Annotated in this window: 16 protein-coding genes and 1 riboswitch; of the genes, 1 reads left to right on the top strand and 15 read right to left on the bottom strand. The window is 44.8% G+C overall.

The window, feature by feature from the left end; genetic code table 11:
- Positions 1–174 precede the first annotated feature (174 nt).
- Positions 175–1,827 (top strand): dihydroxy-acid dehydratase, encoded by a 1,653-nt coding sequence (gene ilvD, locus AC0MXB_RS01130; RefSeq protein WP_474037625.1) that lies wholly within the window; start codon positions 175–177, stop codon positions 1,825–1,827.
- 71 nt (positions 1,828–1,898) lie between these two features.
- Here the strand turns inward: ilvD and AC0MXB_RS01125 are convergent, their stop codons facing one another.
- The 15 genes from AC0MXB_RS01125 to AC0MXB_RS01055 all read right to left on the bottom strand — a co-directional run bounded on the left by AC0MXB_RS01125 (position 1,899) and on the right by AC0MXB_RS01055 (position 20,867).
- Positions 1,899–2,978, bottom strand: a complete 1,080-nt coding sequence (locus tag AC0MXB_RS01125; protein WP_474037624.1) for a TAT (twin-arginine translocation) pathway signal sequence — start codon at positions 2,976–2,978, stop codon at positions 1,899–1,901.
- A gap of 190 nt (positions 2,979–3,168) precedes the next feature.
- Positions 3,169–4,425 (bottom strand): NAD(P)/FAD-dependent oxidoreductase, encoded by a 1,257-nt coding sequence (locus AC0MXB_RS01120; RefSeq protein WP_474037622.1) that lies wholly within the window; start codon positions 4,423–4,425, stop codon positions 3,169–3,171.
- 234 nt (positions 4,426–4,659) lie between these two features.
- Positions 4,660–5,481, bottom strand: a complete 822-nt coding sequence (locus tag AC0MXB_RS01115) for a MetQ/NlpA family ABC transporter substrate-binding protein (RefSeq protein ID WP_474037620.1) — start codon at positions 5,479–5,481, stop codon at positions 4,660–4,662.
- 26 nt (positions 5,482–5,507) lie between these two features.
- The gene (locus AC0MXB_RS01110; RefSeq protein ID WP_474037618.1) at positions 5,508–5,657 is read right to left on the bottom strand and encodes a hypothetical protein; all 150 of its coding nucleotides are present in this window, start codon (positions 5,655–5,657) and stop codon (positions 5,508–5,510) included.
- A 111-nt stretch (positions 5,658–5,768) separates the two neighbouring features.
- Positions 5,769–5,873: riboswitch (SAM riboswitch) on the bottom strand.
- A 120-nt stretch (positions 5,874–5,993) separates the two neighbouring features.
- Complete coding sequence (gene leuB / locus AC0MXB_RS01105) at positions 5,994–7,070, bottom strand: 3-isopropylmalate dehydrogenase (RefSeq protein ID WP_474037617.1); 1,077 nt, start codon at positions 7,068–7,070, stop codon at positions 5,994–5,996.
- A 2-nt stretch (positions 7,071–7,072) separates the two neighbouring features.
- Positions 7,073–7,558, bottom strand: coding sequence for a 3-isopropylmalate dehydratase small subunit (gene leuD, locus AC0MXB_RS01100; RefSeq protein ID WP_474037615.1), 486 nt, complete (start codon positions 7,556–7,558; stop codon positions 7,073–7,075).
- Positions 7,558–8,820 (bottom strand): 3-isopropylmalate dehydratase large subunit, encoded by a 1,263-nt coding sequence (gene leuC / locus AC0MXB_RS01095; protein ID WP_474037613.1) that lies wholly within the window; start codon positions 8,818–8,820, stop codon positions 7,558–7,560. Before leuC ends, leuD begins: the two co-directional genes overlap by 1 nt.
- Positions 8,821–10,368 (bottom strand): 2-isopropylmalate synthase, encoded by a 1,548-nt coding sequence (locus tag AC0MXB_RS01090; RefSeq protein ID WP_474037611.1) that lies wholly within the window; start codon positions 10,366–10,368, stop codon positions 8,821–8,823.
- A 364-nt stretch (positions 10,369–10,732) separates the two neighbouring features.
- Positions 10,733–11,728 carry a biotin synthase BioB gene (gene bioB / locus AC0MXB_RS01085; protein ID WP_474037609.1) on the bottom strand — a complete coding sequence of 332 codons (996 nt, stop codon included), beginning with the start codon at positions 11,726–11,728 and terminating at the stop codon, positions 10,733–10,735.
- Positions 11,729–11,749: 21 nt separating this feature from the next.
- A complete protein-coding gene (gene bioB, locus AC0MXB_RS01080) occupies positions 11,750–12,727 on the bottom strand; it encodes a biotin synthase BioB (protein ID WP_474037608.1) in 978 nt (325 codons plus the stop codon).
- 151 nt (positions 12,728–12,878) lie between these two features.
- Positions 12,879–14,231: an MATE family efflux transporter gene (locus AC0MXB_RS01075; protein WP_474037607.1), complete on the bottom strand. Its 1,353-nt coding sequence runs from the start codon at positions 14,229–14,231 to the stop codon at positions 12,879–12,881.
- A gap of 135 nt (positions 14,232–14,366) precedes the next feature.
- Positions 14,367–15,761: an NAD(P)/FAD-dependent oxidoreductase gene (locus AC0MXB_RS01070; RefSeq protein WP_474037606.1), complete on the bottom strand. Its 1,395-nt coding sequence runs from the start codon at positions 15,759–15,761 to the stop codon at positions 14,367–14,369.
- Positions 15,762–15,877: 116 nt separating this feature from the next.
- The gene (locus AC0MXB_RS01065; RefSeq protein WP_474037605.1) at positions 15,878–16,453 is read right to left on the bottom strand and encodes a flavodoxin family protein; all 576 of its coding nucleotides are present in this window, start codon (positions 16,451–16,453) and stop codon (positions 15,878–15,880) included.
- A gap of 95 nt (positions 16,454–16,548) precedes the next feature.
- Positions 16,549–19,689: an efflux RND transporter permease subunit gene (locus tag AC0MXB_RS01060; protein ID WP_474037604.1), complete on the bottom strand. Its 3,141-nt coding sequence runs from the start codon at positions 19,687–19,689 to the stop codon at positions 16,549–16,551.
- 11 nt (positions 19,690–19,700) lie between these two features.
- The gene (locus AC0MXB_RS01055; protein WP_474037603.1) at positions 19,701–20,867 is read right to left on the bottom strand and encodes an efflux RND transporter periplasmic adaptor subunit; all 1,167 of its coding nucleotides are present in this window, start codon (positions 20,865–20,867) and stop codon (positions 19,701–19,703) included.
- Between the last annotated feature and the right edge of the window lie 42 nt (positions 20,868–20,909).

The raw sequence follows: 20,909 nt of genomic DNA, 5'->3' as shown, positions 1-20,909 counted from the left end.
TGCATTAATTTAATCTAGTAAATTTCGCCATTTTTTCAGCTAAGTCCTGCTGATTATAAAAGCTTTTTCTTTTTTCATAAACAAAAGAGGAATATCTGCCGCCAGAGCGAAATGTACAACTTTACACTGTTTTTATTTCAACATATTGAATTGTTTGGTTAAGGAGGATTACTTATGTTAAGCGATGAAGTGAAAATTGGTCCGACGAGAGCTGCGCACCGCTCACTCTTTTATGCTATGGGATATACCGATGATGATCTTAAAAAACCATTAATTGGTGTTGTAAACGCCAAAAATGAGATTATCCCAGGGCATATGCACCTTGATACAATTACGGAGGCTGTAAAATATGGTATTTTAGCGGCTGGCGGTACGCCAGTAGAGTTTCCGGCGATCGGAATCTGCGATGGGATTGCCATGGGCCATGAAGGAATGAAATTTCCTTTAGCCTCGCGGGAACTTGTAGCAGACAGCATTGAAGCGATGGCAATCGGCCATAAATTTGACGGTCTAGTACTGATCCCCAACTGCGATAAAATTGTTCCTGGCATGCTTATGGCCGCAGCCCGCATCAATATTCCGGCCATTGTCGTCAGTGGCGGCCCCATGCTGCCTGGTCGCTATGAAGGCCGCGATATTAGTGTCAGCACGGTCTTTGAAGCAGCAGGTAAATTTGCCTCTGGACAAATCGACAAGGAAGAATTACAAAATATTGAGAAAGCCGCTTGTCCTGGCTGTGGATCCTGCGCCGGTCTCTTTACGGCAAACACCATGAACTGTTTAACAGAAGTGCTCGGCATGGGTCTTCCCGGCAATGGCACTATTCCCGCCGCTTATTTTGGCGCCCGCCGCGCTTTAGCCAAACAAGCGGGGCATATCATTCTTGATTTAGTAAAAGAACAGCTACTACCGCGACAAATCCTCACTAAAGAAGCCTTTGAAAATGCGATTGCTGTCGATATGGGTATTGGCGGATCTTCTAATACGGTGTTACATTTAACCGCGATTGCCCATGAAGCAGGTTTAACGCTCCCCTTAGAATTATTTGATGAAATCAGCGCCAAAACACCTTATATTACAAAATTAAGTCCTAGCGGCGCCCATCATATGGTCGACTTGAATGAAGCTGGTGGAATAAACGCTGTCCTTGGTGAACTTGCTAAAGCAGGTGTCATTCACCAAGACTGTCAGACTGTCGCTGGCACCATTGGCGACCGTATTACCCAAAGTGCTATTATCAGACCTGATGTCATCCGCTCCATCGAAACTCCCTACCGTCAACGCGGCGGAATTGCTATTTTACAAGGCAATTTAGCACCCGATGGCGCTGTCGTCAAAGAAAGCGCCGTAAAAGAGTCTATGCTGGTATTTAATGGTACAGCCAAAGTATATGATTCAGAAGAAGCCGCGATTGAAGCGATTATGGGCGGAAAAGTTACTGATGGTAATGTTGTCGTAATTCGTTACGAAGGTCCTAAAGGCGGCCCTGGTATGAGAGAGATGCTAAATCCAACAGCAGTGATTACCGGTATGGGCTTAAACGTAGCCCTGCTCACTGATGGGCGCTTCAGCGGTGCGACCCAAGGCGCTTGCATTGGTCATATCTCGCCAGAAGCTATGGAGGGAGGCCCGATCGCACTAATTCAAGAAGGCGATACGATTCATATTGATATCCCCAATCGTCAACTTGATCTTAAAATTGCTCCAGAGGAACTGGAAAAACGCCGCGCTGACTGGAAAAAACCTGAACCGAAAGTAAAAACAGGCTATCTAAGCCGCTACGCTCGCCTAGTAACCTCTGCGAACACGGGCGCCGTTTTAAAATAAGTTCACAAGAAACAAATGAGAAAAGGCCCTCAAATGCCGCAGGATTCGTTACGGCAAACGAGGGCCTTTTCTCATTCGGGCTTTACAAAACGTCGTACTAAGCGCCGTAAGCCATTCATGCCTTCCTGCGCATAAGTATCGTAAAACAACAGAGTTGTCACTTGTGAAAAAATATAGTTTCTTAATTGATAAAAAGGTCTACCTTTTAGATCACTGTCGCTGAAACGATATTCCTGCACTGCTAGTCTTTCTAACAGCGGACTGCTCCACTGGCTGGCTGGTAAACTAACCACCCAATTATGATCTCCCAAATGAGTCATGCAGTTTTCTAGCCGTCTGGGCCGATTCAAAATTCGTCCGCTCGGCTCAAGATATTTTTCTTTTACAGGATCTTTACCAGCAAGAATCGCTGCTGCCCGCAGCCAACCGACAATAAGCGCCTCCGCTTCCTTTGCCGCCAAGTGATTATGGGCACAAGCCTGCGCAATAATCACTTCCGACGGAAAATTGCGCGTCATCGTTTCTGCTAGACCAAAGACATGATGACTGCCTGTAAAAGCTAGCGTAGCCTGAGGAAAAATCCGTCCATTTTCCAACCATTGCAATACCCAAGGTTTTTGACAATCATGGGCTATCTGCGCCGCAATCAAAATATCTTGATTCGTCGATACAGCGTAACTCTCTTCATAAATAGCCGAAAGAGCTAAAGCCGAGCGTAAATTGACTGAAGTATGAACAGCCAATCCGCCAGGATAGGCATGATGGCGAAAGTAACCGCTGCCGGGAGCGCTGGAAAAAGGCTGAGGTGCAACTCGATAATCTTTTGCTGGCGGAAACAACGGCAGATTTTTCCCTGTTCCGCTGGAATTTTTGTCATAGAGTCCCGCCGAAACTAGACGATCCGTAATTTTTGCTTGTTCAACAGTTCGACTCAACTTTACCATAAAAGTTGGTGCAGGATTTTCTAAAAGCTGCAAAGTCTGTTTTTTAAGAGCGGTATCGGCAATGGATTCAGCCTGGCTCATTAAATACTTCATATGACAGGCGACGAAAGGCGAAGCGGTAGCCATTTCCTGCGAGGTCATTGCAATAACTTCGCTCAAAGTTTTCAAAGGTATATGATGTAGGTCATCTTCTTCACTCATGTTCACAGGTATCTCTCCTTACCACTTCGATCCATATAGCTTTAACTATTAATATAATACAAAAACGGCTGATATACTCTTTATTTCGCCTTAACCCAGGCAAAGTTCCTGCGTTCTGCTTAATAACACAGTGACAATTTTTCATACATTAAAAAAAATAAGCAGGCGTTATTCACGCCTGCCTCCTAGTGTATAGTTACGTTTTTGTAATAATCCGCACAGCTCGGTCATAAAAAACATAATCCCAAGCCCACTTAAAGAAAACAAAAACGCGATTTCGAAAGCCCATCAGCGCCATAATATGAACAAAAAGCCACAAAAACCAAGCAAAGAAGCCTGATGTTTTAAAGTTGCCAATTTTGACCACAGCGGCATTGCGACCAATCGTAGCCATAGTACCAGGATCTTTATAACGAAAAGTTACCAGTTCTCGGTCTGCCAACAAATTTTTAATATTTGTCGCCACAACAACGCCTTGCTGAATGGCCACAGTGGCAATTGTCGGCAAAGGTGCGCCATCTTGAATAAACGCAGCCGCATCACCAATCACAAAAGCTTCTTCATGGCCTGGTATCTGTAGTTTTTCATTAACTACAGCCCGCTTTTGCGCCCCTTGCTCAATCGTTAGTTGATCAAGCAGAGCTGCGGAACGAATCCCAGCTGCCCAAATCAAGGTTCTGCTAGGAATCACTTCGCCGCCTTTTAACAGAATCTTATCGCCTTCTACATCAATGACCTGTGCCGCAAAACGAACATCTACTTTTTTATCCCAAAGTATTTTTGCTGTTACCTCGCTTAAATCCGCAGGCATACCTGGCAGTAAATGGTCTACTGCTTGAATCAGCATAATGCGGACCTCTTTGAAGTTAACATTGGTGTATTCTTTCACAAGTACATGATGTACCAACTCTGATAAAGCGCCAGCGCATTCCACGCCTGTAGGACCACCGCCAACAATCGCAAAGGTGAGCATGGCCCGCCGTTTTTCCAAATCCCGTTCATGTTCAGCCAGTTCAAACATTGACAAGATGTGGTTACGAATTTCAATCGCTTCATTGACTGTTTTTAAGCCAAACGATTTCTCGGCCACGTTCTTCATGCCAAAATGATTGGTCTCGCCGCCGACCGCAAGAATCAAATAATCATAGGAAAAATCACGAGAATCGGTCTTTACCACTTTATGATCCCAGTCAATCCCCTGCACTTCAGCCATGCAGAAAATCAAATTCTTTTGTCCCCGTAAAATAGCCCTTACAGGCTTTGCCACATCGTCAGGGGCCAAACCAGCTGTAGCTACTTGATATAATAGAGGCTGAAACAAATGGTAGTTATGACGATCAATCAAAGTAACATCTACTGGCGCATCCGCCAAAGACTGCGCTGCTTTAATCCCGCCGAAACCTGCACCGATAATGACCACATGGGGCCGCTTATTTTGTGAAGGATTATTCATAGTATCACCTTCAATTCATACTAATTTACTAGGAATACTTCCACATGTAACTGACACTTTCCTGCTATTCCCTTCTCTTAGCAAAAAATAATTCTATGATTCGACAAATTATTTGAAAATAATAATAATAGCTAAAAAACTGTCTTTAGCCGCATAAGAATCTTTTATCGATTCCTGCCGCCAAAGACAGTTTCAAGTTTTAGTGTATAGATTATGGTTCAATAAAACCGCTGTTTAAAAAGCAGGAACTACTGCGCCTTTATATTTTTCTTCAATAAACTTCTTAACTTCCTCAGAGTTTAGGACTTTTGATAATTTTTGAATTTCCGGACGGTTTTCATCGCCTTTACGTACTGCTAAGATATTGGCATAAGGCGAATCTTTCGTCTCAATAAATAAGGCATCTTTCGTCGGTACCAGTTTTGCTTCCAAAGCATAATTTGTCGTAATCACCGCAGCCCCCAGATCATCAAGAGAACGAGGCAACTGAGGAGCTTCCAATTCGCGGAATTTCAAATTTTTCGGATTGTCTTTAATATCAGCAACGGTTGCCTTAATCCCAACGCCCTCTTTTAAAGTAATCAATCCAGCTTTTTCTAGTAAAGCCAGCGCCCGGCCGCCATTGGTTGGATCATTGGGAATACCGATTTGCGCTCCATTTTGTAGTTCACTAAGATTCTTGATCTTTTTGGAGTAAACGCCCATTGGTTCAATATGAACTGCCACCGTATAGCCCAATTTCAAATTATGTTCTGTGCTGAACTTTTCTAAATAAGGAATATGTTGGAAGAAATTAGCATCTAATTCTTTATCAGCAAGAGCCATATTCGGCTGTACATAATCGCTGAATTCAACAACCTGCAAATCAATGCCTTCTTTGGCTAAGGTCGGTTTAATAGCATTCAGAATTTCGGCATGAGGTACGGCTGTCGCCCCCACTTTTAATACTGTTTTACCTGAATTTGATGCTTGTTTTTGTGAATCGCCGCCACCGCAGCCCCCTAGCAAAAAGGCAGTTAGGACTAACGCAATAGCAGCCAAAGAAATTTTTTTCATTTTATGAACCCTCTTTCGTAATTGATTTATAAAACGCCCCATCTTTGTTCAAACTTCACTACAACTCCATTACGAATCACGATCGTAATTTCATGATCCTGCTCGTTACCGAGACTCTCCTGTCTTGCCTGTTCTATTCCTTTTCCTTCACAAGCGCCGGCTTTCACCTCACTCATGGTCCTCACCCTTTCTAATGTTCATTCACAGCAACCTTGTAGCGACTCTTACGAGGGGAAAACGAAAAACCCCTTTCCGAGGAAAGGGGTTTCATATATATCCCGCATTTCCTCTCATCTTTCAAGACAAATACGTCTTGCTGGATTTAGCACCACCGCATTGCTGCAGGTTGCCGGGCGTCATAGGGCCAGTCCCTCGACCACTCTCGATAAGAGTCATAGTTTTTATGAATTTGTTGTTAAGATCATATCACTCTGATAAAAATCTGTCAACAGCTTTCTACTGGAATTTTCTATAATACGTAAAATAACAGACAACAACTTTCCTTTCAAAAACTACAATTTGGCCAGTTCTGCCGCCACTAGCTCGCCCATTTTGCTTGTAGATACCTTAGTGAAGCCAATCTCATACAAATCACCGGTCCGATAGCCTTGGGCCAAAACATTGTCAACAGCCTGTTCAATCAAAGTTGCAGCGTTCTCTTCTTTCAGTGAATAACGCAAAAGCATGGCCGCTGCCAAAATAGTGCCAAGGGGATTCGCCAGATCTTGTCCGGCAATATCAGGCGCCGAACCATGGATAGGTTCATAGAGACCAGGTCCTTCACCAAGACTAGCCGAAGGTAGCATACCAATCGAACCAGTTAAAACAGCCGCCTCATCGCTTAAAATATCGCCAAAAAGATTACTTGTTACAATGACGTCAAACTGCTTAGGATTTAAAATAAGCTGCATGGCGCAATTATCAACATAAAGATGCTTAATCTCTAGCTCAGATTCCTTGGCGGCAATGCGATCCATCGTACGACGCCACAGGCGCGACGTAGCGAGTACATTAGCTTTATCAACAGAAGTAATCCTGCGACTGCGCAGCTTTGCTGCCGCTACAGCTACAGCAGCAATCCGTTCGATTTCAGCCACAGTATACTCTTCTTTATCATAAGCAGAAGTCAAGCCTGCCACTTCGTTTCCTTCCTGACGTTCGCCAAAATAAATACCGCCGTTTAATTCTCGGACAATCATAATATCAACGCCATCAACAAGTTCCGTCTTTAAGGGAGACCGCTCCATTAAGGCCTTTGACACCCTGATCGGACGCAGATTGGCAAAAAGCTTTAATTCTTGGCGCAATCCAAGAATCGCCTTTTCCGCCCTTAGTTCAGGCGCTACCTGATCCCATTTAGGACCGCCTACCGCACCAAGCAAAATGGCGTCCGCTTTCCGGCAGGCTTCTATCGTTGCCGCAGGTAAAGGAATTCCCGTAGCATCCAAGGCAGCACCGCCAGCTAGCGCCGCAGTAAAAGTAACATTCTTATGGCATTTTTGCAAGGCTTGCGCTAAAATCGGCTCTGCCGCCGCTACAATTTCCGGACCGATTCCATCGCCGCCAATTACCGTAATTTGATAGCTCACAGTCAGTTCCCGCCTTTCACATATTCAATCAGGCCGCCAGCGGCAGTAATTTTTTGAATAAATGAGGGCAGGGGCTGCACTTGATACGTATCGCCAGAAGTTATGTTTTTAATAATTCCTGCCGTCACATCCACTTCCAGCGTATCACCTACGTTAATTTTATGAACGTCACTGCCGATTTCCAGAACAGGCAGACCGATATTAATAGCATTTCGAAAAAAAATCCGGGCAAAACTTTCCGCAATAACACAGGGAACGCCGCTGCCTTTAATCGCAATGGGTGCATGCTCACGGGACGAGCCACAGCCAAAATTACGGCTTGCTACAATAATATCACCTGCTTTTACTTCCTGGGCAAAGGTTGAATCAATATCTTCCATGCAATGCTTCGCCAGTTCTGCTGGATCAAACGTATTGAGATATCTTGCCGGAATAATTACGTCTGTATCTACATTATCGCCATAACGCCAAACTTTTCCTGTAAACATTATTGTACCTCCTCTGGTGCCGCAATTTTCCCCAGTATCGCACTAGCTGCAGCCACAGCAGGCCCAGCCAAATACACTTCACTGTCAATATGACCCATACGGCCTTTAAAATTGCGGTTCGTTGTGGAAACAGCCTTTTCGCCTTTAGCCAAAATCCCCATATAGCCGCCGAGACATGGTCCGCAAGTGGGCGTGCTTACAACAGCGCCAGCATTGATAAAGGTTTCTACATAGCCTTTTTTTACGGCTTCCATGTAAACCGCTTGACTACCAGGAATAATAATAGCTCTGACTTTAGGATGAACATTTTTCCCCGCCATAATTTCCGCCGCAATAGCCAGATCTTCTATCCGTCCGTTCGTACAGGAACCAATAACCACTTGATCAATCTCAATCTGGCCCACTTCCGAAACTTTTTTCACATTTTCCGGCAAATGAGGCAATGCTACAACAGGCGTTAAATCTGACAAATGAATTGTTATTTTTCGCTCATAAACAGCGTCAGTATCAGCCGTAACCGCTTCCCATACGCGATTTGTCCGCCCGGTTAAATAGCTCTTAGTCACTTCATCGACCGGAAAAATTCCATTTTTACCACCTGCTTCAATCGCCATATTCGCAATAGTAAAACGGTCAGCCATAGACAATGATGCTAGGCCTGAACCGGTAAATTCCAATGATTGATAGCGGGCCCCTTCAACACCAATCATTCCAATCAAGGTCAGGATCACGTCTTTCCCGCTTACGTTTCTGGGTAAAGCGCCAGTAAGTTCAACCTGAATCGAAGCAGGAACTTTAAACCAGGTCTGGCCTGTGGCCATGCTAGCTCCCATATCCGTCGAGCCAACGCCTGTCGCGAAAGCGCCAACCGCACCATAGGTACAAGTATGGGAATCGGCGCCGATAATCACTTCACCAGGCAAGGTAAGACCAGCTTCTGGCAGTAAAACATGTTCAATGCCCATACGGCCCACCTCGAAGAAGTGCGTAATTTCGTGTTCTCTAGCAAATTCGCGAACGCGACGCACCATTTCAGCCGATTTAATATCTTTATTCGGCACAAAATGATCAGGAACTAAGACAATTTTATCTTTATCAAACACGCTCTTACCGATTTTTTCAAATTCATCCATCGCTGGCGGCGCCGTAATATCATTGCCTAAGACAAGATCTACTTTACACTCAATCAATTCACCAGGGCGAACAAACTCTTTGTCCGCATGTTTTGCCAAAATCTTCTCTGTCATTGTCATGGGTTGCATTTACATTCCTCCTACCGCTTCTACTGCCTGATGTTGTCCGCAAGCAGAGTAAAGTTTATTCACAGCCTGTAAATAGGCCTTAGCACTAGCCTCGATGACATCGGTACTTAAGCCGCGACCACTAAAACTTCGACCGTCTCGCTCCACTCGTACTGTTGCCTCGCCTAAGGCGTCCTCGCCAGAAGTAACGGCCTTCAACTGGTAATCTTTTAATACAATCGCTTCGCCAATCCCAGCAGCAATCGCATTAAAAAGGGCATCAATCGGTCCGGTTCCCGAACAAGCTTGTTCAATCATTGTACTTTCCGACTCTAGCCGAACCGTAGCTGTAGCCATCGCCTGACTGCCGCTAATCACCTGATGCGACAATAAGCGGTACGTCTCTTTTACTTCCAAAACTTTTTCCGTAAGTAACGCTTCAATATCTTTATCAAAAATTGTTTTTTTACGATCGGCTAAATCTTTAAATTTCACAAACAGTTCATCAAGCCTATCATCCTCAAGCTGGTAGCCCATTTCTTGCAGGCGCGAGACAAAAGCATGACGGCCGCTATGCTTACCGAGAACGAGTGCATTACGACTAATTCCCACCGTTTCCGGCGACATAATTTCATAAGTAAGGGCATTATTTAAGACACCATGTTGGTGAATCCCCGATTCATGAGCAAAGGCGTTATCGCCGACAATCGCTTTGTTAGGCTGTACAGCTACACCACTTAGATTTGCCACAAGACGCGAAGTCCGGTAAATCTGTTTCGTATCAGCCTTAGCAGACGCCCCAAAATAATCTTTACGAGTTGCTAGGGCCATTAAGATTTCTTCTAAAGCAGCGTTGCCAGCCCGTTCTCCCAAGCCATTTACAGCCGTTTCCACCTGCGTCGCCCCTGCTCCGACTGCCGCTAGAGAATTCGCGACGGCCATACCTAAGTCATTATGACAGTGCACACTGATCCTGACCTGATCAATCCCCACGACAGTCTGTTGTAAATGCCGGATTAGAGCGGCAAATTCGTTGGGCGCCATATACCCCACCGTATCAGGTACATTAATGACGGTAGCTCCAGCGGCAATAACTGCGCTATAGACTTTGCTCAAATAATCCCAATTGCTGCGCGACGCATCTTCTGCCGAAAACTCAATATCCTTGACGAGCGTCCGAGCAAACTTTACGGCTTCCACTGCCTGCTGCAAAGCCTGATCATGGCTCATTTTCAGTTTATATTCCAAATGAATATCACTCGTCGCTAAAAAAGTATGAATAACCGGACACTCGGCTGCTTTCAAGGCCTGATACGCTGCTTCAATATCCTTTTTATGGGCTCTTGCTAAAGCCGCAATCGCTGGTCCCTTAATTGTTTTGGCAATTTGTTCTACACCAGCAAAATCGCCTGGCGAAACAACAGGAAAACCGGCTTCGATGATGTCTACATTCAGCTTGGCTAGTGCCTTGGCAATTTCCAGTTTGTCATCAGCGCCAAGCGATACGCCTGGAGTCTGTTCGCCATCGCGGAGGGTCGTATCAAAAATATAAATGCGTTTTTCTCTCATGCCGCTCTCCCCATCTACTATATTTTTTTCTGGCAAAGTAAAAATGAAAGCACAAAAAGCCCCTATCCGACTTATCAGTCGAATAGGGGCGTGATCCGCGGTACCACCCTATGTTTCACTTTTATCTCTGCTTCACAGAAATAGGTCTCGATTAACGCTCGAAATCGCCTAGCTCCTAACCATTCATCAAATGGCTCAGAGTAAGAGCTCCCAGGTGAGATGAGTTTAATCGACTCTACCGGTTCGCACCTACCACCGGCTCTCTGCATTCGCCTGACTAAACTTGTATGTCCTGTTCATTGCTTTTTTACATTATTACAATGTTTTGTTAGTTTGTCAAGCATATTTGTAAACTTTTTTTCGATTACTCGGCTTTCGCACACAAAGGATCCATCCCTAATTCAGTAACAGTATGAATGTCTTTCGAAGCTCCCCGGCCTTTTGTCGTCAAATAGTCGCCGATCAACATACCGTTAATACCGGAAAGGAATCCTAACGGCACAAGATCGCCTAAATTGCGTTCTTTACCACCAGCATAGCGCAAAATTTTTCCTGGCAAAACCATGCGGAAAATAGCAAATGTCTGTAAAATTTCTAGGGGCGGTAGCTGTGCCTGACCATCAAGAGCCGTACCTGGTACAGGATTTAACACATTCATCGGCACAGAATCTACATCAAGTTCTTGGAGCGTAAAAGCCATTTCTACGCGATCACGCCAGGACTCACCAAGACCGATAATGCCGCCAGAACAAGCCTGAAGACCGGCAGCCTTCACTTTTTTTATGGTGGCGATCCGTTCTTCAAACGTATGAGTTGTGCAAATACTGGAGAAATGATTTTCACTTGTCTCTAGATTATGATGGTAACGTGTAATGCCAGCTTCTTTTAAAGCAGCTACATGCTCTTCCTCTAATGTACCTAAAGAACAACAACGATTTAACTTCGTCTCTTGACCAATCCGGCGAATCGCTCCAAGAATTTTAGCAAAATCAGCATCATTTTCCATGCCGCGTCCTGCTGTAACAATGCAAAACCGATAGGCTCCGGCATTTTCTGCTTTTTTCGCTGCTGCCACGATCTCGTCTTCCGTCATCAGTGGGTACACTTCCAGTTTTACTTCATGATGGCCTGACTGCGCACAAAATTTACAGTCTTCACTACAGCCGCCCGAACGAGCGTTGACGATCTGACAAGTATCAACAGCATTACCAGTAAACTTTTCTCGTACTTTATTCGCCACAGCAAGCAAAATCGGTACATCAATTGGATCAATTTCCGTTAAAGCCATCGCTTCTTCAAAAGTTAAACTGCCGCCATCTAATACCTTCTTGCCTAATGAAAAAATCAAATCATAACTCATATTATTTTCTCCCCTATTCTTCTATTTCGCCTTTAAACCGGCATCAGTTACAAGCTGTAAATCCATAGACGTATTCCGCCCAGTGAACGTCAAATAATTGCCAATGATAAGTCCATTAGCGCCGCCTATTAGCAAAGATCCCTGCAAATCACGTAGATTCACTTCGCGTCCTCCGGCAGGACGAATCACTTTATCTGGTAAAATAAACCGAAACAGCGCAAAGGTTTGCAAAATTTCTAGCGGCGCAAGAGGCGCCTGATCGGCCAGAGCGGTACCGGGAATCGGATTTAAAATATTTAACGGAACAGAATCTACATCAAGCTCTTTTAAGGTAAAAGCCATAGCAATGCGATCTTCCCAACTTTCCCCCAAGCCAATAATTCCGCCAGTACAAAGTTCCAGCCCAGCGGCCTTCGCCGCCTTGATTGTTGCAATTCTCTCAGTATAAGGATGAGTTGTACAGATAGAAGGATAAAACCGCTCGCTTGTTTCAATATTATGGGCATAACGACGAATTCCATCTGTTTTTAACGCTTTAGCTTCGCTTTCGCCTAAGGTCCCTAAATTGGCACAAACAGCAAGTCCTGTCGCTCTGCCTGTCTCTTTCAGCAAGGTTACTAACGCGGGAAAATCAGGATCATTCTCCATTCCTTTGCCGCTTGTTACAAGGCTTGTCCGTTTCGCTCCGTGAGTAGCAATCTCTAAAGCCTTTGCTACAATTTCTTCTTTGTCTAACAGTTCATATACAGGCGAATTTGTCTCATAATAGACTGACTGAGAGCAAAACTTACAATCTTCGCTGCACTGACCAGACCGTGCATTAATAACACCACAAAGTTCTACAGAGTTTCCGGCAAAATGATCGCGAATCTTATTCGCATAGGCAGCTAAAAGCGGCACATCAATTGCCGCGATTTCCGTAAGACTAAGAGCTTCTTCCGGGCTGATTGATTGGCCCGACAGTACTTTTTTCCCTAAAGCAATGATTGTATCTTCCATAACCCACCTCATTCGTTAACCACAATTAAATTTCAAGTTAACTTATAAAACAATAAAATGGTTAACGCAAACAAGCATTTACGTTAACCATTTTATTGTAACTGTTGTAACCATAAAAGTAAAGCAAAAAGCGAAAAAACAAAACCAAAATCTAGGCTTGATGCAACTGTCTTAACTTTTTCAACTCCCGCCACAAAAAGAAGCCTGTTAACAAGGAGGAAGCGAAATCAGCCGTAGGACTGGCCAACCAAACGCCCGTAAGACCCCAAAAAGAAGGTAGAATAAATAGCAGCGGAATTAAAATGATAACCTGCCGCGATAAACTAAACAAAATAGCATATTTTGCCCGTCCCACAGCTTGAAAATAATTAGCGCCCACGATTTGGAACCCCACTACAGGCAACATCGATAAAGATAGACGAATTCCCCAGGAACCAATGGCAATAAGCTCTTCATTGTCATTAAATAGACGAATAATCTCGCGATCAAATAACTGTACAATGAGAAACCCGCCGATACAAAGGGCCGTAGCGGCAAAAACGGCTTTATGCAGCGCTTCAGTCACCCGCTCATATTGTTTTGCTCCGTAATTAAAGCCAATAATAGGCTGTACGCCCTGCTGAATGCCAAATACAGGCATCAAAATAAGCAGGACGATTCGATTGATAACCCCCATAGCTGCCACAGCTAAATCACCGCCATGGGCTAACAATGCCTCATTGGAAAACAGCGTAATGGCACTAGCACCAATCTGCATCAAAAAAGGAGACAGTCCAATAGAGAAAATCCCAGAGAGAATTGATTTACGCAAAATAAGATTATGCCAGCGAAACTTCAAAGTACTTTTTCCCCCGAAGAAATAAGCCAAAACCCACAGGGAAGCGACAAATTGCGAACAAACAGTGGCCGCAGCTGAACCAGCGATTCCCCAGTGAAACTGAAAAATAAATAGAGGATTTAATATCATATTTAAACTTGCTGAAATCACCATGGTCATCATGGCTATTTTCGGATGACCTTCCGCTCTGATTAGATTATTTAAGCCAAAACTTAAAAACATAAAAATCGTTCCGCTCACAATAATCCGCGAAAATTCCCGAGCATAAGGCAGAACATCAGGGCCAGCCCCAGCAAAAATCAACAGGGGATCAAGCAAAAAAAGCGTAAGCGGGGTAAGTATAACTGCTAGTAGCAACGCCATTGATAAGGCGTTTCCCATAATTGCTTCCGCTTCTGTAGGCTTTCCTTCTCCCAATTTAATCGACACAAGCGAGGTAGCCCCCACCCCGACGAGCATGCCAAAAGCCATAAAGATAATCATAATAGGAAAGGCAATAGTAACAGCCGTCAAACCGATCTCGCCTACGCCGTTGCCCACAAAGATACTATCCACCACATTATATAATGCATTAATAATCATACCGGCCATTGCCGGTAGAGAAAACTGCCATAAGAGCTTGCCGATTTCCTCAGTACCAAGCAGCTTAGACCGTTCTTGTTCCATAAGCCCTCCTCGAAACACCTTATCGAAAACTTCTTGTTTCATTATGCCCGGGCACTTTTACCGTCATACAAAAAGGGCACTCCCCGCAGGGAATGCCAATATAGAAAGATTACTGAACCACGAGGGAAAAACCAATTAAGCCTTTAGCCGCTCTAAAATCACTCTAGCCACATGAACGCCGCTGGCGCTGGCTTGGGAAAGGCCGCGCGTTACGCCGGCGCCATCGCCAATGGCAAAGAAGTCGGGAATTTCTGTTTCCAACTCTTTTGTCAAGGCAAGGCGTGAGCTGTAAAACTTCACTTCAACACCATATAAAAGCGTATCATCATTGGCCATACCTGGTGCAATTTCGTCCAGCGCATAAATCATTTCGATAATATTATCTAAATGCCGTTTAGGCAAAACAAGACTCAAATCACCTGGCGTCGCCTGCAAAGTAGGCTTTACAAAGCTCTTTTCCAAACGATGGCTATTGGTACGCCGTCCTTTGATTAAATCGCCAAAGCGCTGCACAAGCACGCCGCCGCCCAGCATGTTGGAAAAAGACGCAATTCTTTTACCATATTGCAAGGGCTCGTTAAAAGGTTTCGTAAAAGTATTGCTCACAAGCAGAGCAAAGTTCGTGTTTTTACTGTGCAGTTTTTCATCGCGAAAGCTATGACCGTTCACAGTAACAATCCCGTCAGTATTTTCTGCTACGACATAGCCTTTGGGATTCATGCAGAAAGTACGAACAAGATCGCCATATTGCTTCGTCCGATAGACAAGCTTTGCTTCATAAACCTCATCGGTAATATGCTCAAAAACCTGTGCGGGAATTTCGACGCGAACGCCTACATCCACTTGGTTATTGTGCAACGATAAATTGAGTTCGCGACACTGATGACTAAACCATTCCGAGCCAGCTCGCCCAGGAGCCGCAATCAAATAATCACAGCAAACTACTTCCTGCTTTTCACCTACTAGAAGTTTAAAGCCTTTTTCCTGGGGTTGAATCGATTCAACGCGCGTCTTAAACCGCATAGTAATTTTTTCTTTAAGAAAATCAAAAATACCTTCTAAAATCTTCAAGTTATTCTCTGTTCCCAAATGCCGCACGCGCGCTTCCAGCAGATGCAGATCTTTCTGCAAAGCCAAGCGACCAATGGAACTGCTTTGCGTACTAAACATTTCCGCTGGAGCGCCATAACCGGAATTAATCTGGTCGACATATTCGATGAGATCCATAACCTGACTCTCTGGCAAATATTCATGAAGCCAGCCGCCAAACTGAGTCGTAAAATTATATTTACCATCAGAGAAAGCACCGGCTCCGCCAAAACCGCGCATAATACCGCAAGGCGTACAGCGAATACAGCTTTCCACTTTTTTCTCGGCAATAGGGCAGCGTCGCGAATAAATATCATTGCCTTCTTCAATCAATACAATCTTTAAATCCGGCTGTTTTGTAATCATCTCATAGGCGGCAAAAATCGCGGAAGGTCCGCCGCCGATAATACCAACTTGAAACGAATTTTGTTCTTGAGCCATTCAAGCGTCACCTCTTTACTAAAATACCCTGGATCACTTATTACAGGCCAAACATATAGATTATACTCTGTAAAACATATTTTGTATAGAGGTATTTTAAATTTTTATTTTTAATTCTACTTTGCTAATTTTTGCATTAAGTAAGCCATGTTGCGACCAAGCACTTTCATATTTTCCATGGCTTCTTGATCTTGTTCCACTTCTCCAATATCCCGACCATAAGCAAAATTCCAATAATTAGCGCCTACTAAAAACATTTCCGAAATATGAAGGAAATGCTGCATCGTATCAAAAGCATGCAGCGCGCCACCACGCCTTACGGCTACAACTGCCGCTCCCGCCTTATGCTTCAAGAGACCGCCATTAGCGCGACTCACAAAACCCACGCGATCAATAAACGCCTTCATATCTGAGGTAACATCGGCAAAGTAGGTTGGCGATCCCAAAATAATACCATCAGCAGCCATCATCTTTTGCAGGGAAATATTTACTATATCCTCCGTAATCACACACTTTTGATCACGCGAATTTACGCAGCCATAGCAAGCCATACAGCCTTGAATCCCTTCACCGCCCAGTTGAAGCATCTCTGTTTCAATCCCCGCTTGCTGCAGCTCAGCAAACACTTTATTCAGCAAAATTGCCGTATTACCATTTCTTCTTGCGCTACCATTAATACCGAGAACTTTCATCTTCTTTCCCCTCCTTATAGTTAGCAAGATAGGCCGAAGCAGAATACTGCCCGGCCTATCGAAGTTACTTCACGAAACGCTGCATCGTAAAAATTCTACTGAGCCAACGTTTTCGGTTCTAGATTCTTTTTCTTACGCAAACCAAATTTTTCAATGACCACAAACAGCACAGGAACAATGAAAATCCCAAACATTGTTGCGGTAACCATACCCCCGACTACAGCCGTTCCCATAGCAATACGAGCAGCTGAGCCAGCCCCAGCGGCAATTGCCAACGGAATCGAACCGAGAATAAAAGCAAAGGAAGTCATAATGATCGGACGTAACCGCAGTTTCGCCGCCTCAATAGCGGCTTGCACTGGTTCCATACCATGATCTGTCCGCATCTTGGCAAATTCAACAATCAAGATTGCATTTTTCGCGGCAAGACCGATTAGTACGACAAGACCAATCTGCATATACACATTCAGTTCCAAATGGCGCGCATAAGTTAAGAGCATCGCGCCGAACAAGCCTGTAGGAACTGATAAGATAACGGCAAAAGGAATCCTCCAGCTTTCGTAGAGAGCCGCTAAGCACAGAAAAACGAAAACTAAAGCAAAACCAAAGATAATGGGAGCTCGACCGCCAGAAAGTTTTTCTTCGCGGCTTTGATCGGCCCATTCATAGGCGTAAGTAGATGGCAAAACTTCTTTTGCTACAGATTCCAGAGCATCCATGGCCTGGCCACTACTATACCCCTGCGCCGGGCTCGCATTAATCTGAATCGCTCTAAAACCGTTAAATCGTTTTAACGAAGTAGGCGCCGACGTTTCCACTGGCTTAATGAGCGTATTCAACGGAACCATCGTACCAGAATTGCTGCGAACAAAGAGGAAACGCATATCATTTACATCAGAACGGAATTGCGGCTCTGCCTGCATAACTACTTTATAGATACGGCCGAAGTCATTAAAATCATTGACCTGCCAGCCACCTAAAAAGGCTTGCAGCGCCTGATAAACATCAGGCAAAGCAACTCCGAGCTTCTCGGCTTTATCACGGTCTACCTCAAATTGATACCCCGGTGTATTCGCCTGGAAACTCGAGTTGATCATGGCAAATTCTGGACGTTTTCGGGCAGCAGCCACAAACTGCTTAGAAATAGCATCCATATCGGCAACTGTTCCGCCGCCTTTATCTTCAATCATCATGGTTACGCCACCAACAGAACCAATCCCAGGCAGTGTCGGTACGTTCAGGGTGATCGCACTTGCCTCAGGAATATTCGCTGTCAGACGGAATACATCGCGAATTTTGGCATCAACGCTGAGCGCCGCAGTCGGTCGATCTGACCAAGGCTTTAACGCTGTAATTAAGAGAGCTGCATTTGGTTTTGGCGCCCCAGCCAAAATGTCATACCCAGTAATCGCCAGCGTTGTTTCAACACCTGGCATTTCGCGGATTTGCGCAGCAATATCTTCCGCCACTTTACGCGTACGATTGGGATTTGCTGCTTCTGGCAAAGTGATAGCAGAAAACATAAATCCCTGGTCTTCACTTGGTACAAAAGAAGATGGCAGATTCTTAAAGATACCACCAGACAATACCACAAGAACAAGCAAGCAAATGATCGTAATGGCCGAACGGCGAATCGCTTTTTGCACGCCCGCCGAATAACGTTCGACTAAACGGTCAAAGCCATGATTAAACCCAGCAAAGAAACGACCTAAAACGCCAGGATGGCCCTCTTCCACATGAGGCTTTAATAACATTACACATAAAGCAGGCGTTAGCGACAGCGCCACAATGGCAGAAAGCGCCATTGAAACAGCAATCGTAATAGCAAACTGCTTGTAAAGAACACCAACGGTGCCGCCGAAAAAAGCGACAGGAATAAATACGGAAGCCAGTACAGCTGCAATCGCCACAACTGGACCGGAAACTTCACTCATCGCCTGTACTGTAGCGTCATAAGGCGACATTTTCGAGTTGCGCATATGGTGCTCAACTGCTTCCACAACAACAATGGCATCATCGACAACAAGGCCGATAGCCAAAACCATTGCAAACAGCGTTAGTGTGTTAATGGTAAACCCGAGCAACACGAAAGAAGCAAATGTACCAATTAATGATACCGGTACTGCCAAGAGCGGTATCAATGTAGCCCGCCAAGTCTGTAAGAACAAGAAGACAATAATCATAACAAGCAGCAACGCTTCCACAAAGGTGATCGCCACTTCATGCAGTGATTCGCGAACAAATCGCGTATTATCTACAACGATTTTATATTCCATACCAGCAGGGAATTTCTTCGAAGCCTCTTCAATAACTTGTTTGGCTGCCGAAACGGTATCAAGTGCATTCGCATCTGGTGTTAACTGCACGGCAAAAGTAACGGAATCGCGTCCTTTCAGGTCACTGCTGAAGGAATAATCTTTGCCTCCCAGCTCGACTCTGGCCACATCGCCAATCCGCACAAAGGATCCGTCAGGCTGCGCTCGAACAACAATATTGGCAAACTCTTCAGGATCTACCAAGCGGCCTTTTACATTGACCGTATATTGAAAGTCCTGATTGGGACCTGTCGGTCTTTGGCCAATTTTACCAGCAGGCGCTTGCACATTCTGCGCCTGAATCGCCGCTCCAATATCATTCACGGTAATACCAAGCTGCGCTAGTTTATCAGGACGAACCCAAATACGCATAGCGTAATCGCTACCGTACTCGTTAACATTACTGACGCCTTTAACACGCTTCAAGGCGTCGACGATATTGATACTGCCGTAGTTTTTCAAAAAGACATTGTCATAATCGCCATTAGGCGCCCACAAAGAAAAATACATAACTGTATCAGGCGCCTGTTTTTTCGTTACAAGACCGGCGTTTAAAACATCATTAGGCAACTGTGAGTTAGCCCAGCCAACCTGATTTTGCGTCTGCATAGCTGCCAAATCGCCGTCTTTTTCTAGCTCAAACTTTACATTGAGCGTATATGTACCATTGTCAGTACTGGTAGACTGCAGTGAAACAGCACCTTCAACACCGTTTACCTGCTGTTCAATAACCTGAGCCACTGACTGTTCTACCGTTTGGGCATTTGCACCATTGTAGCTGCCGCTGACAGTAACCTGCGGCGGCGTAATTTGCGGATACTGCCCTACAGGCAGACTATACATGGAGATTGCCCCGGCCAATACGATAATAATGGAGATAACAATCGCAAATATTGGGCGATTAATAAAAAACTTGGCCATGAAACCCCCTCCTACTTGGCATCCGGTGCATTAAAAGCATCCGGAGCAACCATTTCTATATTTAGCGTAGCTCCTGGCTGCGTTTTATTTGCACCTTCTACAACCACAATATCTTGTGCATTCAAACCGCTATCGACAATCTGGAAATTCCCGACAACGGGTCCTAGCGTAACTGGTCGATTTTCCGCTTTATCGCCATCGACAACAACAGTCACAAAGTTCTTACCCAAAATCTGTTGTATCGCCCGTTTCGGAATCAAAATAGCGCCTTGACGCGTTTCACCAGTTGATAAAATCCGAGCAAACATGCCAGGAACTAATAACCCCTGGGGATTATCAAACGTCGCCTTAATCGAAAGTGTGCCTGTCTGCTGCGTTAAGGCACGATCAATCTGATCGACTCGTCCCATATAAGGGTAAGCCGTACCATCACTTAAAACAAGACGAAGCTGTTGGGCCCAAGAACTAGCCGTATCGCTTTTTCCCTGCTGAGCAAATCGCAAATACTCATTTTCACTCATTTTAAAGACAACTTTTACAGGGCCGCTCGATGAAATCGTACCTAGACTCGTCGAACCAGCTGTTACAAAGTTGCCAACACTCAGATCTGTCAAATCAATTTTCCCATCAATCGGGGATACGACGATGGTATCATTTAAATCATTTTGCGACTGCTGTACTTTAGCGCTATTGGCTTCGACAAGAGCCTCATTCTGCTGCTCTGCCGCTACAGCATTATCATAAACTTGTTGCGCTACAGCATTTTGTTCAATCAGAGTCCGATAACGCGCTGTATCACGCCGTGAATTACTAAGCGTTGCTTGCGACTGAGCTAGCTGTGCCTGACTGTTCAATAAATTTGTTTCATACTGACGGCTGTCAATTCGAAATAAAGGCTGCCCCTTATGAACCATTGCACCGCCCTGGACCATTTTTTCCAAGATACGACCTGTTACATTCGCCCGAATATCGACCTGATCTTTTGCTTCCACTTGACCGATATACTCATAAGAAATCGGCGTATCTTTCTGCTGGACTTGCATTGCCTTTACGGCAACAGCCTGTGGCGGCCTTGCTGCTTGCTGACTGCCGCAACCGGTTGCCAATAGCAAAGAAGCGATGGCGGCCAAGCCTATTACTTGCTTACTAAGTCGGCCATAAGATTTTCCCATCCACATCTGTAATCTCTCCTCCTTTTAGGCAAACATGCCCATTCACAC

It is taken from the genome of Pelorhabdus sp. sgz311001 (assembly GCF_055901755.1).
This window is presented reverse-complemented; position numbering and strand designations above follow the sequence as displayed.

Excerpts from the sequence above, each read along its gene's own strand:
- ilvD (WP_474037625.1), top strand. The coding sequence starts at position 175 with ATGTTAAGCGATGAAGTGAAAATTGGTCCGACGAGAGCTGCGCACCGC.
- AC0MXB_RS01120 (WP_474037622.1), bottom strand. The coding sequence starts at position 4,425 with ATGAATAATCCTTCACAAAATAAGCGGCCCCATGTGGTCATTATCGGT.
- AC0MXB_RS01115 (WP_474037620.1), bottom strand. The coding sequence starts at position 5,481 with ATGAAAAAAATTTCTTTGGCTGCTATTGCGTTAGTCCTAACTGCCTTT.
- AC0MXB_RS01110 (WP_474037618.1), bottom strand. The coding sequence starts at position 5,657 with ATGAGTGAGGTGAAAGCCGGCGCTTGTGAAGGAAAAGGAATAGAACAG.
- leuD (WP_474037615.1), bottom strand. The coding sequence starts at position 7,558 with ATGTTTACAGGAAAAGTTTGGCGTTATGGCGATAATGTAGATACAGAC.
- leuC (WP_474037613.1), bottom strand. The coding sequence starts at position 8,820 with ATGCAACCCATGACAATGACAGAGAAGATTTTGGCAAAACATGCGGAC.
- AC0MXB_RS01090 (WP_474037611.1), bottom strand. The coding sequence starts at position 10,368 with ATGAGAGAAAAACGCATTTATATTTTTGATACGACCCTCCGCGATGGC.
- bioB (WP_474037609.1), bottom strand. The coding sequence starts at position 11,728 with ATGAGTTATGATTTGATTTTTTCATTAGGCAAGAAGGTATTAGATGGC.
- bioB (WP_474037608.1), bottom strand. The coding sequence starts at position 12,727 with ATGGAAGATACAATCATTGCTTTAGGGAAAAAAGTACTGTCGGGCCAA.
- AC0MXB_RS01075 (WP_474037607.1), bottom strand. The coding sequence starts at position 14,231 with ATGGAACAAGAACGGTCTAAGCTGCTTGGTACTGAGGAAATCGGCAAG.
- AC0MXB_RS01070 (WP_474037606.1), bottom strand. The coding sequence starts at position 15,761 with ATGGCTCAAGAACAAAATTCGTTTCAAGTTGGTATTATCGGCGGCGGA.
- AC0MXB_RS01065 (WP_474037605.1), bottom strand. The coding sequence starts at position 16,453 with ATGAAAGTTCTCGGTATTAATGGTAGCGCAAGAAGAAATGGTAATACG.
- AC0MXB_RS01060 (WP_474037604.1), bottom strand. The coding sequence starts at position 19,689 with ATGGCCAAGTTTTTTATTAATCGCCCAATATTTGCGATTGTTATCTCC.
- AC0MXB_RS01055 (WP_474037603.1), bottom strand. The coding sequence starts at position 20,867 with ATGTGGATGGGAAAATCTTATGGCCGACTTAGTAAGCAAGTAATAGGC.